Below are 16,759 nucleotides of genomic sequence, written 5' to 3' on the forward strand. Positions count from 1 at the left end.
GGTAGGAGGGGCGTGACGTGGCTTCGGTGCTGTGTGTCGGGCTGACGACCGTCGACGTGAGCCAGCGGGTGGCCGAGTTCCCCGCGCCGGGGCAGAAGGTGCAGTCGCTGGACGTGCACCTCGCGCCCGGCGGCCCGGCGGCGAACGCGGCGCGCGCCGTGGCCGCGCTCGGGCACCGGGCCGTGCTGCTGACCTCGGTCGGCGGCGAGCTCGGCGACTTCGCCCGCGCCCGGCTGCACCCGGTGCAGGTGCTCTCGGTCGGGGACGGCGGTCCGGCGCTGAGCATGGTCGCGGTGCGCGAGCGCGACGGCGAGCGGACCGTGATCTCGCGCAACGCCGTCGGGGTCGACGTGGACTCCACCGTGGACCCGGCGCTGGTGGAGGAGTCCGACGTGGTGCTGGTGGACGGCCACCTCGGTCCGCTCGCGGTGCGGGCGGCACGGCACGCGAGACGTGCGGGCGTGCCCGTGGTGCTGGACGCCGGCAGCTGGAAGCCCGTGCTGGACGAGCTGCTGCCGCTGGTCGACGTCGCCGCGTGCTCGGCGGCGTTCGAGCTGTCGGAGGCCGAGGTGCACGCCCGCGGCGTGCCGCTGGTGATCCGGACGCACGGCCCGCGTCCCGTCACCTGGTCGCGTGGTGGTGCCACCGGTTCGCAACCGGTACCTGTTGTCGAGGCACGCGACACCAACGGCGCGGGCGACGTGTGGCACGGTGCGCTGGCGGTCGCGGTCGCCCGGGGCCTGGCGGTGGACGACGCCGTCCGGTATGCGAACGAGGTCGCCGCGGTGCGGGTGCGCCACACCGCGCGGGACTGGGTGGAGGAGCTGGGACGGTGGCGGGACAGCGGGTGAGGTTCGACGAGCTGGTCGACCGGGCGCGGCTGCTGGTGGACACCGGCGAGCGCCGGCTGCTCGGCATCGGCGGCGCGCCGGGCTCGGGCAAGTCGACGTTGGCGCGCCGGCTGGTCGACGCGCTGGGCGACGACGCCGCCCTGGTCGGCATGGACGGCTTCCACCTGGCCCAGCGGGAGCTGGAGCGCCTGGGCGTGGCCGACCGCAAGGGCGCGCCGGACACGTTCGACATCCCCGGCTACGTCGACCTGCTCGGCCGGCTGAAGGCGTGCGGGCCCGACGTGGTGTACGCGCCGGAGTTCCGCCGCGAGATCGAGGAGCCGATCGCGTGCGCGGTGCCGGTCGACCCGTCCGTGCCGCTGGTCGTCACCGAGGGCAACTACCTGCTGCTCCAGTACGACAAGTGGAAGCGCGTGCGGGTCGTGCTGGACGAGGCGTGGTTCCTGATGATCGACGAGGACCTGCGGGTGGCGCGCCTGATCGACCGGCACGTCCGGTACGGGCGGTCGCTGGAGGACGCGCGGGAACGCGTGCTGCACGGCACCGACCACGTGAACGCGCTCATGGTGAACGCCTCCAAGTCCGCCGCGGACCTCGTGATCACCGAGGTGCTGTGAGCGTCACGACGTCGCGGAGACCTCTTCGTCCACCGGCTTGCGCATCTCCTGCCGGTACCGGTACAGGCCGTAGGCGGTGCCGCCGACGAAGAACGCGATGCTGACGATCACCGCGACCGTCTCCAGCCACGGCACGGCGGCCAGCAGACCCGCGCCGTAGTAGCCGGCCAGCACCAGCGTCGGCACCCACGCCACCGCGCCGATGGTCGTGGCCAGCATGAACCGCTTCGGGTCCATCCGCGCCGCGCCCGCGATCATCGGCGCCAGCGTGCGGACCCACGGGATCCAGCGGGCCAGCACGATCGCCCAGAAGCCTCTCCGGTCGAGGAAGTCGCGGGCCTTGGCGAGGTTCTGCTTGTTGAGCACCTTGCCGCCGCGGCGGGCCAGCAGACGCGTGCCGGTGTGCCGGCCGATGTAGTAGCCGATCTGGTTGCCGATGACGGCCACGGCGAGCGCGACCCCCGACAGCAGCCAGGCGGACAGCTCGGCGTCGTGGGACGCGAGCACCACACCGGCGGCGAACAGCAGCGAGTCGCCGGGCAGGAACAGGCCGAAGATGAAGGCGCACTCGAAGAAGATGAAGCTCAGCGTGATGAGCCACACGGCCAGCGGGCCTGCGGAATCGAGCTGAACGAACGCGGCAGCTTCGGACGTTGCGGACAACACCACGCCATGCAGCCTACGTGGGACAGCGGGGTCGGCTGGGCGACATGGGGATAACGCGTTGCCGAAGCCTTGGGAGGCGCTGCGGTGCGTGCGGACCCGAACACGCACTGGAGTGATCACCGTCACGCGGGCTAGCGTGGGTGCATGGAGGTCTTGCTCGCCGAACTGCGCTCCGCCGTCGGCGCCGACGCGGTGCTGACCGACGTCGACGTCACCGCGAGCTACCAGCGCGACATGATGCCGCTGGCCCCCTACGGGCAGCCGCTGGCGGTGGTGCTGCCCACGTCGGCCGAGCAGGTGCAGGCGGTCGTGCGGGCGTGCGCGGCGGCCCGGACGCCGATCGTGCCGCGCGGCGCGGGCAGCGGGCTGTCCGGCGCGGCCAACGCCGTCGACGGCTGCGTGGTGCTCGTGACCACCAGGATGAACGCCATCGTCGAGATCGACCCGGAGAACCGGTTGGCCGTGGTCGAGCCGGGCGTGGTGAACCTCGACCTGCGCGGCGCGGTGGAGAAGCACGGGCTGTTCTACCCGCCCGACCCGTCCAGCTACGACTGGTGCACGATCGGCGGCAACCTGTCCACCAACGCGGGCGGGCTGTGCTGCGTGAAGTACGGGGTGACCACGGACTCCGTGCTCGGGCTGGACGTGGTGCTGGCCGACGGCGAGCTGCTGCGCACCGGTCGGCGGACCGTGAAGGGCGTGGCCGGCTACGACCTGACCAAGCTGTTCGTCGGCAGCGAGGGCACGCTCGGCGTGATCACCCGGGCCACCCTGGCGCTGCGCCCGCTGCCGCAGGCCCCGGCGACGCTGGTGGCCACGTTCGCCACCACGGCCGACGCGGGCACGGCGGTGAGCCGCGTGGTGGCCGAGGGGATCGTGCCGTCGTTGCTGGAGATCATGGACCGCACCTCCATCCGGGCCGTCGAGCAGTACCTCAAGACCGACCTGAACGCCGACGCGGCGCTGCTGCTGTGCCAGTCCGACGCGGGCGGCGAGGCGGGTCGGCGCGAACTGGCCGCGATCGAGCAGGCGTGCGTGGCGGCGGGCGCGGACCTCGTCTACGCCACCGAGGACGTCAACGAGGGCCGCGACCTGCTCGCCGCGCGGCGGGCCGTGCTGAACGCGCTGGAAGTCCTGGGCGCGTGGCTGACCGACGACGTGTGCGTGCCGCGGACGAGGATCGCCGACCTGATCGCCGGGTGCGAGCGGATCAGCGCGTCGGTGGGGCTGCGGATCGCCGTGGTGGGGCACGCGGGCGACGGCAACATGCACCCGACGATCGTCTACGACCCGGCGTCGGCCGACGAGTTCGCGCGGGCGCGGCAGGCGTTCGACGAGATCCTGGCCCTGGGGCTGGCGCTGGGCGGCACGATCACCGGCGAGCACGGCGTCGGCAAGATCAAGCGCGAGTGGCTGGCCCGCGAGATCGGCCCGGTCGGCCTGCGGGTCCACCGCGAGATCAAACGCGCGCTGGACCCGGACAACCTCTTCAACCCGGGCTCGATGTTCGGTGTTTGACGGCCGCTGCTCCGCAGGCGGCGGCGCGGCTCAGTCGAGCGGCCTGATGCGCTGGGTGTCGTCCACCCGGTCGATGACCTGGGTGATGTCCGCCGCCTCCTGGGCGAGCAGCGACTTCTTCTCCCGGCGCGCCTTGACGACCTCGATGATGATCGGCACGACCGAGATCAGCACGATCAGGATCAGCATCATCTCGAGGTTGTCGCGCACGAACTGGATCTGGCCGAGGAAGTAGCCCAGCACCGTCAGGCCCGCGGCCCACGCGATGCCGCCGATCAGCGAGTACGTGAAGTACTTGCGCGGGTCCATCCGGCCCACGCCCGCCATCGCGGTGATGAACGTGCGCACGATCGGCACGAATCGCGCCATCACGATCGCGCGGGCACCGTACTTGTCGAAGAACTCGTGCGTCTTGTCGACGTACTCCTTCTTGAAGATCTTCGACTCGGGCTTGGCGAACAGCGCGGGCCCCGCCCGGTGGCCGATCCAGTAGCCGACCACGTTGCCCGCGAGCGCGCACGCCGTCAGCAGCACGCACACCAGCCACAACGGGTAGTCCAGCAGCCCCGAGGCGACGAACAGGCCCGCGGTGAACAGCAACGAGTCGCCGGGCAGGAAGAAGCCGACCAGCAGGCCGCACTCGGCGAACACGATGAAGCACAAGCCGACCAGCATGTACGGCCCGAGTCCCTGCAGCAGGACCTGCGGGTCGAGCCATTCCGGACCGAGGGCAACCGTGGAGGTGGGCGCGACCGTCACGGCGACCACGGTACAGGCATCACCTGAGCGTCATGACCGCCACGACCGTGCCGGCGGCCAGCCCGAGCAGCACGGCGAGCAGCAGCACCCACCCCGCGCCCAACGCCGGCCGCGGCCGTCGCACGGGCACGAGGGGGTGCGCGCCGGTGCTGACGGCCTGGGCGCGCAACGCGTCGGCCACCAGCTTCTCGTGGTCCTCGGGCACCCGCCCAGCCCCCCGTCCCGTCGCCTGCTCAGGCAGAGGCTACCCACGCGCCGCGGGCCATCACCTCACGCGGCTTCAGCTCGGCGTCCAGCACCACGACGTCGGCCGCCAGACCGGCGCGCAGCTCGCCCGTGCGGTCCTGCAGGCCGAGCAGCCGCGCGGGCCGGGTGGACGTGGCGTGCACGGCCTCCTCGATCGTCAGGCCGCACGACTGCACCGCGTTGCGGAACGCGGCGTCCATGGTGAGCGTGCTGCCCGCGAGGGACGCGCCACCCGCGAGCGTCGGCACGCCGTCCACCACCCGCACCTCCAGGCCGCCCACGTCGTAGACGCCGTCACCCACGCCCGCCGCCGCGATCGCGTCGGTGACCAGCACGGTCCGGCCCACGCCCGCGTGCCGTGCGGCCAGGCGCACCGCCGTCGGGTGCAGGTGCACCAGGTCGCAGATCAGCTCGACCGTGACGCGCTCGTCGTCCAGCAGCGCGCCGATCGGGCCGGGCTCGCGGTGGTGCAGCGGGCGCATCCCGTTGAACAGGTGCGTGGCGACGGTCGCGCCCGCCTCGACGGCCGGCCGGATCTGCGCCTCGGTGGCGTCGGTGTGCCCGATCGCGGCCAGGACATCGTTGTCGACGAGGTGGCGGACCGCGTCCACGCCGTGCTCCAGCTCGGGCGCGACGGTGATCATGCGGACCGCGCCGCCGCCCGCGTCCAGCAGCTTGTCGATCGACGCCCGGTCGGGCGGGCAGAGGATCGCGGGGTCGTGCGCGCCGCACCGCGCGGCCGACAGGAACGGGCCCTCCAGGTGGATGCCCGCGACGACGTCGTCGCGCACGAGCTCGGCCAGCGCCGTGACCTGGTGGGCCAGCTCCGGGATCGGCCGGGACACCAGGCTGGCCAGCAGCGTGGTGGTGCCGTGCCGCCGGTGCGCGTTCGCCGCCTTGATCACCCGGGCCGGGTCGGCGCTGGTGAACGCCTCACCGCCGCCGCCGTGGCAGTGGATGTCGACGAAGCCGGGCACCAGCCAGCCGCCGTCCACGTCCGAGGTCGGGCCCTCCGGCGGCGCCCCCGTGCCGACGGCCGCGATCAGGCCGTCCCGCACCGCCACCCACCCCTGGTCGAGCACCCCGTCGGGCGTGACGACCCGACCACCGGTCAGGGTCACGTCCACGGGTCCACCCCACGTGCTCATCTCTCCTCCAGCATGTCGATGGCCAGCAGCGCGGCTCCGAGGCACCCGGCCTCGTCGCCCAACGCCGCCAGCCGCAGTTCCGGGCGTCGCTGGAACGTGATCAGCTCGTCCAGTCGTCCGCCCAGCGGATCCGTCAGCTTCGGACCCGCCAGCGCCAGGCCTCCGCCCAGCACCACGGCTTGCGGCCCCAGCAGTGCGGCCAGCAGCAGGATGCCCCGCGCGAGCGCGTCCACCGCCTCCCGCCACACCGCCGCGGCGTCGGTGTCGCCCTCGGTGAGCAGCCGCGCCACGTCCGCCGCGCCGTCGACGTGGCGGTTGGTGCGCTGCGTGTAGCGGCGGGCGATCGCGGCACTGCTCGCCCGCGCCTCGACGCACCCCGTCTGGCCGCAGCCGCACGGGTCGCCGTGGCCGACGTCGACGTGCCCGACCTCGCCCGGCGCGGACGACACCCGGCCGTCCAGCACGAGGGCGGCGGCGATGCCCGTGCCGATGGGCATGATCACCGCGTCGGTGAGGGCGCGGGCGTTGCCCTGGCGCAGCTCGGCCAGGCCACCGGCGCGGACGTCGTGGCCGAACGCGACGGGCAACCCGGTGGCGGCCTCGGCCTCCTCGCGGAACGGGAAGTCGTCCCAGCCGAGGTTGGCCGAGTACACGCCGACGCCCGCCACCTCGTCCACGATGCCCGGCACGACGAGTCCGACCGCGTCGACCGGGTGCTCGGAGGCGGCGCGCAGCTCGGCGACCAGGGCGGTGACGTCCTCGACCACCGCGGCCCCGCCGGGCCTGGTCGGCCGGCGGCGCTGCGTCACCGCCCGCACCCCGCCGGGGTCGCCGGCGACCAACGCGGCCTTCATCCCGGTCCCGCCGACGTCGACGGCTATCACGTGTCTTGTGCGCGCCACGAGGACCGATACTGCGGCATCCGACCGCCATTGGTCTATACCAAGTGTCCGATTGGACGAGTCCGTCGTGGCCGGAGCCCTCCGGTGGGGCGGCGGGTGCGCGCCGCGGGGCAGGTCCGGGCACGGCGGGCCGGTGGGGCGGGGTCGGGCCGGCCCGGTGTGGGCGAAAGCGCTGGTGATGGCGCGCGTGAAGGCGGCTAGTTGCCGGCCATGATCTTCTGCAGGGCGTCCAGGGCGCGGCTCGCCGTGCTCTTCACCGTGCCCTTGCTGATGCCGGTGGCCTCGGCGATCTCGGCTTCCGAGAGGTCGCCGTAGTAGCGCAGGACGAGCACCTCGCGCTGCCTCGGCGGCAGTTGGGACAGCGCCCGCACGACCGCCTGGTGCTCGGCGGTCAGCATGGCCAGGCTCTCGGCCGACCGGGCGTTCGCCACGTGCGGCGGGGTGTAGTCGCGGGCCGTCTTGCGGCGGCGCAGGACGCTGCGCGAACCGTTGACGACCGCGGTCCTCAGGTACCCGACGGCGGCCTGGGCGTCACGCAGGTTGGACCAGTTGCGGTGCAGGCCGGTGAACGCCTCCTGGACCACGTCCTCCGCCGTGGCGGGCTCGTCGACCAGCAGCAACGCCAGCCGGACCAGCCGCATCCGGTGCTGGCGGTACAGGTCCTCCAGGGTCAGCGGGCCGGTCGGGGCCGGTGCCGCGCCGTCCTGGATCCGCAGGTTCGTCAGCGTGTCCTGCACACGCGCGATGCCGCCGCTGTTCCGATCGGGACCGACCACGGAAAAGACGTTACCCCGTCACCCGGTAGCTTCGGCGCGGCGCTGCACAACGGAGGGTGGGCTTTCGATGGCACGGTTCGCGGTCGAACTGGTGTACGGCGACAACACGGAGGAGCGGCTCGCGGTCCGACCCGCGCACCGCGAGTACCTGGCGACGCTGGTGGAACGGGGTGTGCTGCTCGTCTCGGGTCCCTACGCGGACCAGACCGGCGCGCTGCTGGTCTACGAGGTGGCCGACGAGGCGGAGCTGCGCGAGGTCATCGCCGCCGACCCGTACACGCACGCCGGCGTCGCGAAGGAGACGCGCGTGCACGAGTGGCAGACGGTGACGGGGGCCTGGCTCTAGTCCTTCTTCGCCGCGGCGGCCGCCGTCCCACCCGGTCCGACCAGGCCGGACAGGTCGTTGGCCGCCATCTCGCGGTCGGCGGCGGGCACCGACTTCGGCGCCTGCCGGTCGACCACCTTCGGCGTGAACGCGCGCAAGAGCTTCAGGCCGCCGACCCAGCCCGGCACGTGCACGGCCTTCGACCGCCGGCTGATCGCCCGCACCACCGCCCTGCCCACGTCCGACACCGGGTACTTCTTGCCCGCCAACCCCGGCATGCCGCTGCGCAGCGGGCCGAACACGGGGTGCTCGTCGGCGCTGTTGACCATGTCCGTGGCGATCCACGAGAAGTACGCCACGCCCACGTCCACGCCCAGGTGCCGCACCTCGGCGCGCAGGCTGTCCGCGAACGCCTCGCAGCCCGCCTTGGCCGCCGAGTAGGCCCCGTTGCCGGGGATGTGCACGATCGCCGCCAACGACGACACGACCAGGCAGTAGCCGCGGCTCGCGATCAGGTGCGGCAGGCACGTGCGGACCGTGCGCCACACCCCGAGCAGGTTGACCTCGATGACCCGTTCGAACGCGGCCGGGTCCATCGACCGGATGAAGCCCGTGGCGGCGATGCCCGCGTTCGCCACGACCACGTCGATGCCGCCGTAGTGGTCGACCACGCCGTTCACCGCGGTCTCCAGCGCCTGCCAGTCGGTGACGTCGGCCTCCCACGCCTGGCCGCCGCACTGCTCGGCCACCTGCCGCAGCTGCTCGCCCTCCAGGCCGACCAGCGCGAGCTTCGCGCCCTTCGCGGCCAACCGCCGCGCCACCTCCGCGCCGATGCCCCTGGCCGCGCCAGTGATCAGGACAACCTTGCCCGCAACGTCCACGGTGACCTCCATCAGCCGGTAGGGAGCCTGGGAGGTCACCGTAACGCAACTTACCGCGAGTAAGCTACTGGAGAGTTAAACTGCGCTGGCCGCGGTCAGGGCCGCCACCTCGTCCGACTTCAGCTCCAGCCGCAACGCCGGGAGCAGGTCGGCGAGCTGCTCGGTGGTGCGGGCCGACGCGATGGGCGCGGCCACCGTGGGCTGCTCCGCCAGCCACGCCAGGGCGACCGCCGCCTGGGTGGTGTCGTGGCTGTCCGCGACCTCGTCCAACGCCGCGAGGATGCGCAGACCGCGTTCGTCCAGGTACTTCGACGCGGCGGCAGCGCGCGCGCTCTGCACCGTGACGCCGGGCCGGTACTTGCCGGTCAGGAAGCCCTTGGCCAGGCCCCAGTACGGCGCGGACGCCAGGCCGTGGTCGGCCACCGCGCGGGACAGCTCGCCCTCGTAGGAGCGGTCCACGAGGTTGTACGCCTGCTGGAGCGCGACGAACTTGGCGAACCCCTCGCGCTCGGACACCGCCAGCGCCGACGTGAGCCGCTCGGCGGTGTAGTTCGACGCCGCGACGTGGCGGACCTTGCCGCTGCGCACCAGTCGGTCGAACGCGGCCAGCGTCTCCTCCTGCGGCGTGTCCAGGTCGTCCTGGTGCGCGTAGTAGAGGTCGATGTGGTCCACGCCCAGGCGGCGCAGCGAGTCCTCGGCGGCGCGCTCGATCGTGGCGGCCTCGAGGTTGTCCAGGCCGCGCAGCATGCCGACCTTGGTCGCGACCACGATCGAGTCGCGGTTGCCCCGGCGGCGCAGCCACGCGCCGATGATCGTCTCCGACTCGCCGCCGACGTGCCCGTCGGCCCACGCCGAGTAGGCGTCGGCGGTGTCCACGAAGTTGCCGCCCGCCTCCGCGAAGGCGTCCAGCACGGCGAACGAGGTCTGCTCGTCGGCGGTCCAGCCGAACACGTTGCCACCCAGGCACAGGCGCGACACGTCGAGGTCGCTGGTTCCGAGTTTCGTCATGTCGCGAAGCTAAGCCGGGTGCTCCATCCACGCCGAATGGAGCAGCCAGGACTAAATGGTGGGGCGGCGCGGTTGCCAGTCGTCAGCACCTAGTTCGCGGGGAGACGAAATGACGGTCGAGTTGGGCAGGTACGGCGTGTGGGACCGGGCCGCGCGCTGGGTGGGCCGCGGTGAGGACGCCGCGGAGCTGGAAGAGCTCGGCTTCGGCGCGCTCTGGCTGGGCGGATCGCCCGACGGCAGCGTCATGACCACGGTGTCCGACCTCCTGGACGCGACCGCGAAGATCGCCGTGGCCACCGCCGTGATGAACGTCTGGACGACCCCGGCGGGCGAGGTCAACGACGGCTACCGGGCGCTGGCCTGGACCGACCGGTTCCTGGTGGGCATCGGCGTCGGGCACGGCGAGCTGGCGGGTGAGGTGCATCACAGCCCGTACCAGAAGCTGATCCACTACCTGGACGAGCTGGACGTGCCGCGCGACCGCCTGGCGCTGGCCGCGCTCGGCCCGCGCCTGCTCCGGCTCGCCGCCGCGCGGACCAGCGTCGCCCACCCCTACCTCGTCACGCCCGAGTACACGGCGCGGGCGCGCGAGACCGTCGGCGCGGGCGTCGTGCTCGCGCCCGAGCAGCACGTGGTCCTGGAGGACGACCCGGCACGGGCCCGTGACCTGGGGCGGGAGGCGCTGGCCGAGTACCTGGCCCGGCCGCGGCACACCCGCAACTGGCTGCGCCACGGGTTCACCGAGGACGACCTGGCGGGCGGCGGCAGCGACCGGCTCGTGGACGCCCTGGTGGCGTGGGGCCCGGTCGAACGGGTCGCGCGACGCCTGCGCGAGCACCACGAGGCGGGCGCCGACCACGTGGCCGTGCAGGTGGTCGGCGCCGCCGACGCGCAGCGGTCGTTGCGCGACTTCGCGGCCGCGCTGGCCGACTAACCCGCGGTGACCTCGACGCCGTTCCAGAACGCGACGTGGCCCTTGATGTTGGCCGCGGCGGGCTTGGGCTCGGCGTAGTACCACGCCGCGTCCGGGTTGTCCTGGCCGTTCACGTGCAGGGTGTAGTAGTTCGCCGTGCCCTTCCAGGGGCAGACCGACGTCGTGTCCGACGGCCTGAGGTACTGGGCGTGCACCGACTCCAGGGGGAAGTAGTGGTTCCCCTCCACCATCTCGGTCTTCTCACTCTCGGCGATGATCTCGCCGTTCCACCGTGCGATCGCCATGACACCACTATGCCGTTGATCACCTTCGCTCGCCGGGCGGTGCCCGTAGGATGCTGCCGACACCGCGTTCCGGGCACCCGAGGAGGACCCACCGATGCCCATCGCAACCCCCGAGGTCTACGCCGAGATGCTCGACCGCGCGAAGGCGAACGAGTTCGCCTACCCCGCGATCAACGTCACCTCGTCCGAGACCCTCAACGCGGCCCTGCGTGGATTCGCGGAAGCCGAGAGCGACGGGATCATCCAGGTCTCGACCGGTGGTGCCGAGTTCGCCTCGGGCACCAAGGTCAAGGACATGGTGACCGGCGCGGTTGCGCTGGCGGAGTTCGCGCACGTGGTCGCCGAGAAGTACCCGGTGAACATCGCGCTGCACACCGACCACTGCCCGAAGGACAAGCTCGACGGCTACGTGCGGCCGCTGGTCGCGATCAGCCAGGAGCGGGTGGACCGCGGGCTCAACCCGCTGTTCCAGTCGCACATGTGGGACGGCTCGGCCGTGCCGCTGGACGAGAACCTGAAGATCGCTTCGGAGCTGCTCGACCTCACCGCCAAGGCGAAGATCATCCTCGAGATCGAGGTGGGCGTCGTCGGCGGCGAGGAGGACGGCGTCGCGCACGAGATCAACGAGAAGCTCTACACCTCCCCCGAGGACTACCTGAAGACGGTGGACGCCCTCGGCTCGGGTGAGAAGGGCCGCTACCTGGTCGCGGCGACGTTCGGCAACGTGCACGGCGTGTACAAGCCGGGCAACGTGAAGCTGCGCCCGGAGATCCTCAAGCAGGGCCAGGACGTGGTGGCCGAGAAGCTGGGCCTGCCGGCCGGCTCCAAGCCGTTCGACCTGGTCTTCCACGGCGGCTCCGGCTCGCTGCTGGAGGAGATCCACGAGGCCGTGTCGTACGGCGTGATCAAGATGAACATCGACACGGACACGCAGTACGCATTCACCCGTCCGATCGTCGGCCACATGTTCGCCAACTACGACGGCGTGCTGAAGGTGGACGGCGAGGTCGGCAACAAGAAGGCCTACGACCCGCGGTCCTACCTCAAGGCCGCCGAGCAGGGCATGGCCGCCCGCATCGCCCAGGCGTGCGAGCACCTGAAGTCGTCCGGCCGCATGATCGCCGGCTGACCCACCCCCGCACGGCGAACGGCCCCCTCCCGACGTCCGGGAGGGGGCCGTTCCGCGTCGCGGGGGATCGGGTCAGGCGGTCATCAGCGGCTGCCGGGCAGCGCGTGCCACCGCGACCCGGTCCGCCACCAGCCACAGGGCGGTCAGCACGACGAACGTCGCGGCGGCCGAGGGGTAGAGGATCGGCGGCGCGGCGTCCAGCGCCTGCTGCGCCCAGATCCCGCCGTAGCCCAGGCCCGTGACGGCGGCCGAACCGAGCACCGCGGCCAGCGGCGCGGGCAGCCTGCCCAGGTGCGCCGCGTCCACGGCCAGGCCGATGAGCAGCAGGAAGAACGGCACGGTCGACAGCGGGAAGTCGGCGACGCCGAGCAGCGGCCAGATCAGCAGGCGGTAGGCGACGTACCCGCCCGCCACCGCGGTCGCGGCCCACGGCGTGCCGATCGTGCGCCGGGCCAGGACCAGCACGAGCGCCGCGGCGACCAGGCCCCACACCGGGTAGACCCAGTCGGCGATGGGCAGCGAGAACTGCACGATCGACTCGCGGTCGACCGGGCGGCCGATCTGGTCGGCGGCGAACTGCAGCAGGCTCGGCTCGGCGTACGGGTCGCCGCGGTCCCACGAGGCGATCTCCAGCACGCCGTACTCCTGGTGCTGGTTGGGGAACCACATGTTCTCCAGGAAGAAGAACCACAGCCCGGCCAGGCCGAACAGCCGCCACCGGCCGCCGTCGGGGTAGAGCTTGAGCCACCCGCGGATCGCGCCGGCCAGCATGATCGCGGTGCCCAGGTACAGCAGCGCGTGCGACCCGCTCCACGACGTGATGTCCAGGCCGTTGATCCGGTGGTTGATCAGGTCGATGGGCAGCGCCACCAGGAAGACGCCCGTGCCCCACTGCATCAGCCGCAACGCGGTCCGGTCCGCGCCGTAGCCGGTGTAGGTGTGGAACAGCGTCAGCCCCACCACGATCACCGTGCCGACGGTGTTGATCAGGTGCGGCGGTGCCAGCTCGTCGCGCAGCCACTTGAAGTGCCAGGCCACGTCCCAGGAAGACCCGAGCAGCTTGAGCAGCAGACCGACCAGCCAGAGCCGGTAGAGCCCGGCCACGAGCGCCGGTGGCGTCTCGCGTCCCGGCTCGCCGCGCTCCCAGTACTGGTCGCGGAAGCGCGCGACGCGGTTGGTTACCCCCATGTTCACCCGCCCATGATGCGTCCCGGTGGGGGTCGCTGGAAGGGTGCCCCGCCCTGGTATTTCCCGGAACTTCCCCTAGGGGATGGCGATGACCAGCACATTTCCGGGTCGACTCATGCTAACAGGTGATCGACGTTGCTCTGAACGGCCCCGCACCGGAAGGGTGCGCCCTGAGAGTTCGCTGAGGACGGAGGAGCGTTCGCATGGGCAAGAAGGTCGTGGCCGGCGTCATCGTCACCGCGTTGGTGCTGGCACTGTTCGCCGCGGTGGCCCGGGTCTTCCTAAGCTGACGCCATGGAGAACCTGCTCGGTCCCGAACCCACGTTGCTGCCGGACCGCCCGGAGGCGCAGGCCGCCGCCGAGGCGGGCACCGACCCGGCCAAGATCGTCCGCGCCTACCCCGACTTCAGCGAGGCGTGGGCGCTGCTCGCCGAACGGGCGCTGCAGACCGGTGACCCGGTCGCCGGCTACGCGTACGCCCGCACCGGCTACCACCGCGGCCTCGACCAGCTGCGCCGCTCGGGGTGGAAGGGACACGGCCCGGTGCCCTGGTCGCACCGCGGCAACCAGGGCTTCCTGCGGGCGTTGGCGGCCCTGGCGCGGGCGGCCGACGAGATCGGCGAGACCGAGGAGTACGAGCGCTGCAAGAAGTTCCTCGGCGACAGCGACCCGGCGGCGCCCGCCGCGCTCGGCCTGAGCTGACCGCGTGGGAGCCGTGCGCGACGAGGTGGCGCGCAGGCTGAAGCGGTGGCGGAGCACGGCCTTGCCGATCGGCCAGGCCGCGCTCGCCGCCGGTCTGTCCTGGCTGGTCGCCACCGACGTGGTCGGTCACGCCCACCCGTTCTTCGCGCCGATCGCGGCCGTGGTCTGCCTCGGCGTGTCGCTGGGCCAGCGGCTGCGGCGCGTGGTGGAGCTGGTCGTCGGCGTGTCCGTGGGCGTGGGCGTCGGTGACGTGCTGATCTCGTTGATCGGCTCGGGGCCGTGGCAGATCGCGCTGGTGGTGGCGCTGGCCATGTCCACCGCCGTGCTGCTCGACGGCGGCGCGGTGATCGCGTTGCAGTCCGGGTCGTCGGCCGTGCTGGTGGCCACGCTGCTGCCGCCCAGCGCGGGCGGCGGGCTGGACCGGATGGTCGACGCGCTGGTCGGCGGGCTGGTGGGGCTGGCCGTGACGGCGTTGCTGCCGGCGAACCCGCTCACCGTGGCGCAGCGGCAGGCGAAGGTGGTGCTGGGCGAGCTGACCGAGGCGTTGCGCGGGGTGGCGACGGCGGTGTCCGAGCACGACGCCGTGCAGGCCGCCGGTGTGCTGGCCCGGTTGCGCGGCAGCCAGGAGGCGGTGGACGAGTTCGCGTCGGCGCTCAAGACCGGCGGCGAGATCGCGACCATCGCGCCGATCCGCTGGCGCAGGCGGCACGAGCTGGGCCGGTACGAGACGGCCGCCGTGCCGGTGGACTACGCGCTGCGCAACGCCAGGGTGCTGGCCAGGCGGGCGCTGGCCGCGCTGCGGGACGGCGAGCGGATGCCGGACGTGCTGCCCGACGTGCTGCGGCAGTACGCCGACGCGGTGGACGTGCTGCGGGCCGAGCTGGAGCGCGGCGAGGAGCCCAAGCGGGCGCGGGCGGCGATCCGCGACGCGGCGGCGTGCGCCACCGCCCAGCACCTGGGCGGCGAGGGCTTCTCCACGAAGGTGGTGCTGGCGCAGGTGCGTTCGGTGGCCGTGGACCTGTTGCAGGCCACGGGCCTCAAGCGGGGCGAAGCGGTGGAGTCGTTGCCGCCCCTGACGCGCAGGAGCGGCAACGGCGCCTAACCCTCGGGGCGGTTGAGCACGCCGAGCAGGACGGCGTGCACCGCCTGATGGTCGCTCGGGTCGGCCAGGCGGCACGACGCGCCGGTGACGGCGTACCACTCCTCCGCGCCCTCGTAGCGCACCAGCGCGCACAGCTCGCCCTTGTCCAGCGTGGTGCGCAGCTCCAGGTCACCGGTCACCACGCCGACCTCGTCGGTCATGACGCCGCCCGGTCCGGCCACGAATGCGGAAGACAGGTCAGCCATCGGTCGTCAGCACCTCCCGAGCATGCTCTGCAGTGCAGTCTTCTCCGCCGAGTTCACGGTCAAACCCCACTTGTACTTCGTGCGCGTCCACATCTTCGCGTAGGTGCACCAGTAGGAGGTCAGCGGCGGCTTCCACAGCGCCGGGTCCTGGTCGCCCTTGGCCTGGTTGACGTTGTCGGTGACGGCGATGAGCTGCGGGCCGCTCAGGTCGTTGGCGAACGACTGGCGCCGTGACGTGGTCCACGAGGACGCGCCCGAGCGCCACGCCTCGGCCAGCGGCACGACGTGGTCGATGTCCACGTCGGCCGCCGCCGACCACGTCGCGCCGTCGTACGGGCTGTACCAGCGGCCGGACGTGGCCGCGCAGGCCGAGTCGGTGACCACGTTCGTGCCGTCGCGCTTGAGCACGGTCTCGCGGGTGTTGCAGGCGCCCGAGACGGTGATCCAGTGCGGGAACAGGTCCCGCGAGTAGCCGCTGGTCGAGCCCTCGGCGGCCACGGTCAGCGCGGTCAGCTCGGCTTGCGCGGTGGCCGTGCTCGGGATGTTCGGCGGCGTGGCCTGGGCTGGGGTGACCAGGCCGACCGCCAGCGCACCAGCCAGGAGCAGGGAAAGAGCCGGAAGTCGCAGGGATGCGGTGAATCGTGCGGCTTTGTTGACCGTTGACATAATTCCGACCTTCCTAGTTGGAAGCTGTCGGAATTACCTTGGGTTAATCCTCCGTCGGTCACAACGCTTTCGAGTGACGCCTGAATGGCGCGAGAGAAAATTCCTCCGTCACTGCACCCCGCGCACCAGCCGCAGATCCTCCGTGTGGCGGTACCACGTCCACTTGCCCATCGGCCGCGGGTGCGCGATGCCGTCGGAGTTCACCTGCACCGGCAGGCAGCCCAGCTGGAACGCGCGCGCCGGCGTGCTGACCACCTTCCGCCCGAGCAGCCGCTTGTGGATCACGTGCACGACCAGCCCCAGGCCCCGATCGGGGTCCGGCGTGACCTCCAGCCGCGACGCCTGGCCCCGCAGCACCACCGTGTCGTCGCCGTAGCCGACCCCGCGCACCGGGCCGAGCGAGCCGAGGCCCACGAGCACGCCGCCGACGTCGTCCCGCACGAGTGGCACCCGATCGGGGTCACCGGACAGGGCGAGGTCGAGCGCGCGGCCCTGGTCGGTCGGCAGGCCCCACAGCTTGGCCACCTCGGAGCGCGGGTCCACCGGCACGTACCCCAACGGCACTTCGGCGAGCCGTTCGGTGCGCAGCAGCCGCAGCACGACGGCGTTGAGGTCGGCGTCGGTGCCGAGCACGACGAGACGTTTGTCACCCGAAGCGGCGAGGACCGCGTCCACCTCGGCCTTCCCGGGCCGTTCCGCCACCTGGCGGACCTCGAAACGGTCACCGTCCGTGATCATTGGCGACTGCGAGTTTCCGCAGGCCAGCACGATTCCGCGCACCTTCATCTCCTGGTCTACCCTCAACAGCCGTC

At 72.3% G+C, this 16,759-nt stretch carries 21 protein-coding genes; 8 read left to right on the plus strand and 13 right to left on the minus strand.

The features are described from left to right. Window positions 1-26: 26 nt before the first annotated feature. A complete protein-coding gene (locus tag LZG04_RS12685) occupies window positions 27-851 on the plus strand; it encodes a PfkB family carbohydrate kinase (protein WP_233816923.1) in 825 nt (274 codons plus the stop codon). Then, window positions 833-1,468 carry a nucleoside/nucleotide kinase family protein gene (locus LZG04_RS12690; RefSeq protein ID WP_233816401.1) on the plus strand — a complete coding sequence of 212 codons (636 nt, stop codon included), beginning with the start codon at window positions 833-835 and terminating at the stop codon, window positions 1,466-1,468. The genes LZG04_RS12685 and LZG04_RS12690 overlap by 19 nt, the downstream gene beginning before the upstream one ends. A gap of 3 nt (window positions 1,469-1,471) precedes the next feature. Here the strand turns inward: LZG04_RS12690 and LZG04_RS12695 are convergent, their stop codons facing one another. Next, window positions 1,472-2,137 carry a DedA family protein gene (locus LZG04_RS12695; RefSeq protein WP_233816403.1) on the minus strand — a complete coding sequence of 222 codons (666 nt, stop codon included), beginning with the start codon at window positions 2,135-2,137 and terminating at the stop codon, window positions 1,472-1,474. Window positions 2,138-2,278: 141 nt separating this feature from the next. Here LZG04_RS12695 and LZG04_RS12700 point away from each other — a divergent pair, with 141 nt between their 5' ends. After that, window positions 2,279-3,652, plus strand: a complete 1,374-nt coding sequence (locus LZG04_RS12700) for an FAD-binding oxidoreductase (RefSeq protein ID WP_233816405.1) — start codon at window positions 2,279-2,281, stop codon at window positions 3,650-3,652. 30 nt (window positions 3,653-3,682) lie between these two features. On the opposite strand, the gene LZG04_RS12705 is transcribed toward LZG04_RS12700, so the two are convergent. From LZG04_RS12705 to LZG04_RS12725, 5 genes are all read right to left on the minus strand, one after another. Next, window positions 3,683-4,420, minus strand: coding sequence for a DedA family protein (locus tag LZG04_RS12705; RefSeq protein ID WP_233816407.1), 738 nt, complete (start codon window positions 4,418-4,420; stop codon window positions 3,683-3,685). Window positions 4,421-4,430: 10 nt separating this feature from the next. Beyond that, entirely contained in the window at window positions 4,431-4,616 is a 186-nt protein-coding gene (locus LZG04_RS12710) for a hypothetical protein (protein WP_233816409.1), read from the minus strand. A gap of 28 nt (window positions 4,617-4,644) precedes the next feature. Next, window positions 4,645-5,805, minus strand: a complete 1,161-nt coding sequence (gene nagA / locus LZG04_RS12715) for an N-acetylglucosamine-6-phosphate deacetylase (RefSeq protein ID WP_233816411.1) — start codon at window positions 5,803-5,805, stop codon at window positions 4,645-4,647. Further along, window positions 5,802-6,707: an ROK family protein gene (locus LZG04_RS12720; RefSeq protein WP_308199057.1), complete on the minus strand. Its 906-nt coding sequence runs from the start codon at window positions 6,705-6,707 to the stop codon at window positions 5,802-5,804. Before LZG04_RS12720 ends, nagA begins: the two co-directional genes overlap by 4 nt. Before the next feature lie 197 nt (window positions 6,708-6,904). Then, on the minus strand, window positions 6,905-7,483 hold the full coding sequence (locus LZG04_RS12725; protein ID WP_073886200.1) for a SigE family RNA polymerase sigma factor: 579 nt from the start codon (window positions 7,481-7,483) through the stop codon (window positions 6,905-6,907). A gap of 67 nt (window positions 7,484-7,550) precedes the next feature. Between LZG04_RS12725 and LZG04_RS12730 the strand changes: the two genes are divergently transcribed. Continuing rightward, window positions 7,551-7,829: a YciI family protein gene (locus LZG04_RS12730; protein WP_233816413.1), complete on the plus strand. Its 279-nt coding sequence runs from the start codon at window positions 7,551-7,553 to the stop codon at window positions 7,827-7,829. On the opposite strand, the gene LZG04_RS12735 is transcribed toward LZG04_RS12730, so the two are convergent. Both LZG04_RS12735 and LZG04_RS12740 read right to left on the minus strand, forming a co-directional pair. After that, window positions 7,826-8,701, minus strand: a complete 876-nt coding sequence (locus LZG04_RS12735; RefSeq protein WP_233816927.1) for an SDR family oxidoreductase — start codon at window positions 8,699-8,701, stop codon at window positions 7,826-7,828. The genes LZG04_RS12730 and LZG04_RS12735 overlap by 4 nt on opposite strands. A gap of 63 nt (window positions 8,702-8,764) precedes the next feature. Then, on the minus strand, window positions 8,765-9,697 hold the full coding sequence (locus LZG04_RS12740) for an aldo/keto reductase (RefSeq protein ID WP_233816415.1): 933 nt from the start codon (window positions 9,695-9,697) through the stop codon (window positions 8,765-8,767). A gap of 109 nt (window positions 9,698-9,806) precedes the next feature. Between LZG04_RS12740 and LZG04_RS12745 the strand changes: the two genes are divergently transcribed. Next, window positions 9,807-10,631: a TIGR03620 family F420-dependent LLM class oxidoreductase gene (locus tag LZG04_RS12745; protein WP_233816417.1), complete on the plus strand. Its 825-nt coding sequence runs from the start codon at window positions 9,807-9,809 to the stop codon at window positions 10,629-10,631. Here the strand turns inward: LZG04_RS12745 and LZG04_RS12750 are convergent. Next, entirely contained in the window at window positions 10,628-10,915 is a 288-nt protein-coding gene (locus LZG04_RS12750; protein WP_233816419.1) for a DUF427 domain-containing protein, read from the minus strand. The two genes, LZG04_RS12745 and LZG04_RS12750, sit on opposite strands and share 4 nt — an antisense overlap. A 94-nt stretch (window positions 10,916-11,009) precedes the next feature. Between LZG04_RS12750 and fbaA the strand changes: the two genes are divergently transcribed. Then, a complete protein-coding gene (gene fbaA / locus LZG04_RS12755; protein WP_233816421.1) occupies window positions 11,010-12,044 on the plus strand; it encodes a class II fructose-bisphosphate aldolase in 1,035 nt (344 codons plus the stop codon). A 72-nt stretch (window positions 12,045-12,116) separates the two neighbouring features. Here the strand turns inward: fbaA and LZG04_RS12760 are convergent, their stop codons facing one another. Next, a complete protein-coding gene (locus LZG04_RS12760) occupies window positions 12,117-13,232 on the minus strand; it encodes a hypothetical protein (protein ID WP_233816929.1) in 1,116 nt (371 codons plus the stop codon). A gap of 294 nt (window positions 13,233-13,526) precedes the next feature. Here LZG04_RS12760 and LZG04_RS12765 point away from each other — a divergent pair, with 294 nt between their 5' ends. Beyond that, complete coding sequence (locus LZG04_RS12765; RefSeq protein ID WP_158847203.1) at window positions 13,527-13,934, plus strand: DUF3151 domain-containing protein; 408 nt, start codon at window positions 13,527-13,529, stop codon at window positions 13,932-13,934. A 4-nt stretch (window positions 13,935-13,938) separates the two neighbouring features. Then, entirely contained in the window at window positions 13,939-15,036 is a 1,098-nt protein-coding gene (locus LZG04_RS12770) for an aromatic acid exporter family protein (protein WP_233816423.1), read from the plus strand. Here the strand turns inward: LZG04_RS12770 and LZG04_RS12775 are convergent. The 3 genes from LZG04_RS12775 to LZG04_RS12785 form a co-directional block, all read right to left on the minus strand. Then, entirely contained in the window at window positions 15,033-15,281 is a 249-nt protein-coding gene (locus LZG04_RS12775; protein ID WP_233816425.1) for a hypothetical protein, read from the minus strand. The genes LZG04_RS12770 and LZG04_RS12775 overlap by 4 nt on opposite strands. A gap of 6 nt (window positions 15,282-15,287) precedes the next feature. Beyond that, complete coding sequence (locus LZG04_RS12780; RefSeq protein ID WP_233816427.1) at window positions 15,288-15,947, minus strand: HNH endonuclease family protein; 660 nt, start codon at window positions 15,945-15,947, stop codon at window positions 15,288-15,290. Between the two features lie 108 nt (window positions 15,948-16,055). Then, window positions 16,056-16,733: a hypothetical protein gene (locus LZG04_RS12785; RefSeq protein ID WP_374202819.1), complete on the minus strand. Its 678-nt coding sequence runs from the start codon at window positions 16,731-16,733 to the stop codon at window positions 16,056-16,058. Between the last annotated feature and the right edge of the window lie 26 nt (window positions 16,734-16,759).

This window comes from Saccharothrix sp. S26 (assembly GCF_021390395.1).
Lineage (GTDB): Bacteria > Actinomycetota > Actinomycetes > Mycobacteriales > Pseudonocardiaceae > Actinosynnema.

Excerpts from the sequence above, each read along its gene's own strand:
- LZG04_RS12780 (WP_233816427.1), bottom strand. The coding sequence starts at position 15,947 with ATGTCAACGGTCAACAAAGCCGCACGATTCACCGCATCCCTGCGACTT.
- LZG04_RS12735 (WP_233816927.1), bottom strand. The coding sequence starts at position 8,701 with ATGGAGGTCACCGTGGACGTTGCGGGCAAGGTTGTCCTGATCACTGGC.
- LZG04_RS12760 (WP_233816929.1), bottom strand. The coding sequence starts at position 13,232 with ATGGGGGTAACCAACCGCGTCGCGCGCTTCCGCGACCAGTACTGGGAG.
- LZG04_RS12700 (WP_233816405.1), top strand. The coding sequence starts at position 2,279 with ATGGAGGTCTTGCTCGCCGAACTGCGCTCCGCCGTCGGCGCCGACGCG.
- LZG04_RS12765 (WP_158847203.1), top strand. The coding sequence starts at position 13,527 with ATGGAGAACCTGCTCGGTCCCGAACCCACGTTGCTGCCGGACCGCCCG.
- LZG04_RS12740 (WP_233816415.1), bottom strand. The coding sequence starts at position 9,697 with ATGACGAAACTCGGAACCAGCGACCTCGACGTGTCGCGCCTGTGCCTG.
- LZG04_RS12750 (WP_233816419.1), bottom strand. The coding sequence starts at position 10,915 with ATGGCGATCGCACGGTGGAACGGCGAGATCATCGCCGAGAGTGAGAAG.
- LZG04_RS12775 (WP_233816425.1), bottom strand. The coding sequence starts at position 15,281 with ATGGCTGACCTGTCTTCCGCATTCGTGGCCGGACCGGGCGGCGTCATG.
- nagA (WP_233816411.1), bottom strand. The coding sequence starts at position 5,805 with ATGAGCACGTGGGGTGGACCCGTGGACGTGACCCTGACCGGTGGTCGG.
- LZG04_RS12745 (WP_233816417.1), top strand. The coding sequence starts at position 9,807 with ATGACGGTCGAGTTGGGCAGGTACGGCGTGTGGGACCGGGCCGCGCGC.
- fbaA (WP_233816421.1), top strand. The coding sequence starts at position 11,010 with ATGCCCATCGCAACCCCCGAGGTCTACGCCGAGATGCTCGACCGCGCG.
- LZG04_RS12785 (WP_374202819.1), bottom strand. The coding sequence starts at position 16,733 with ATGAAGGTGCGCGGAATCGTGCTGGCCTGCGGAAACTCGCAGTCGCCA.
- LZG04_RS12730 (WP_233816413.1), top strand. The coding sequence starts at position 7,551 with ATGGCACGGTTCGCGGTCGAACTGGTGTACGGCGACAACACGGAGGAG.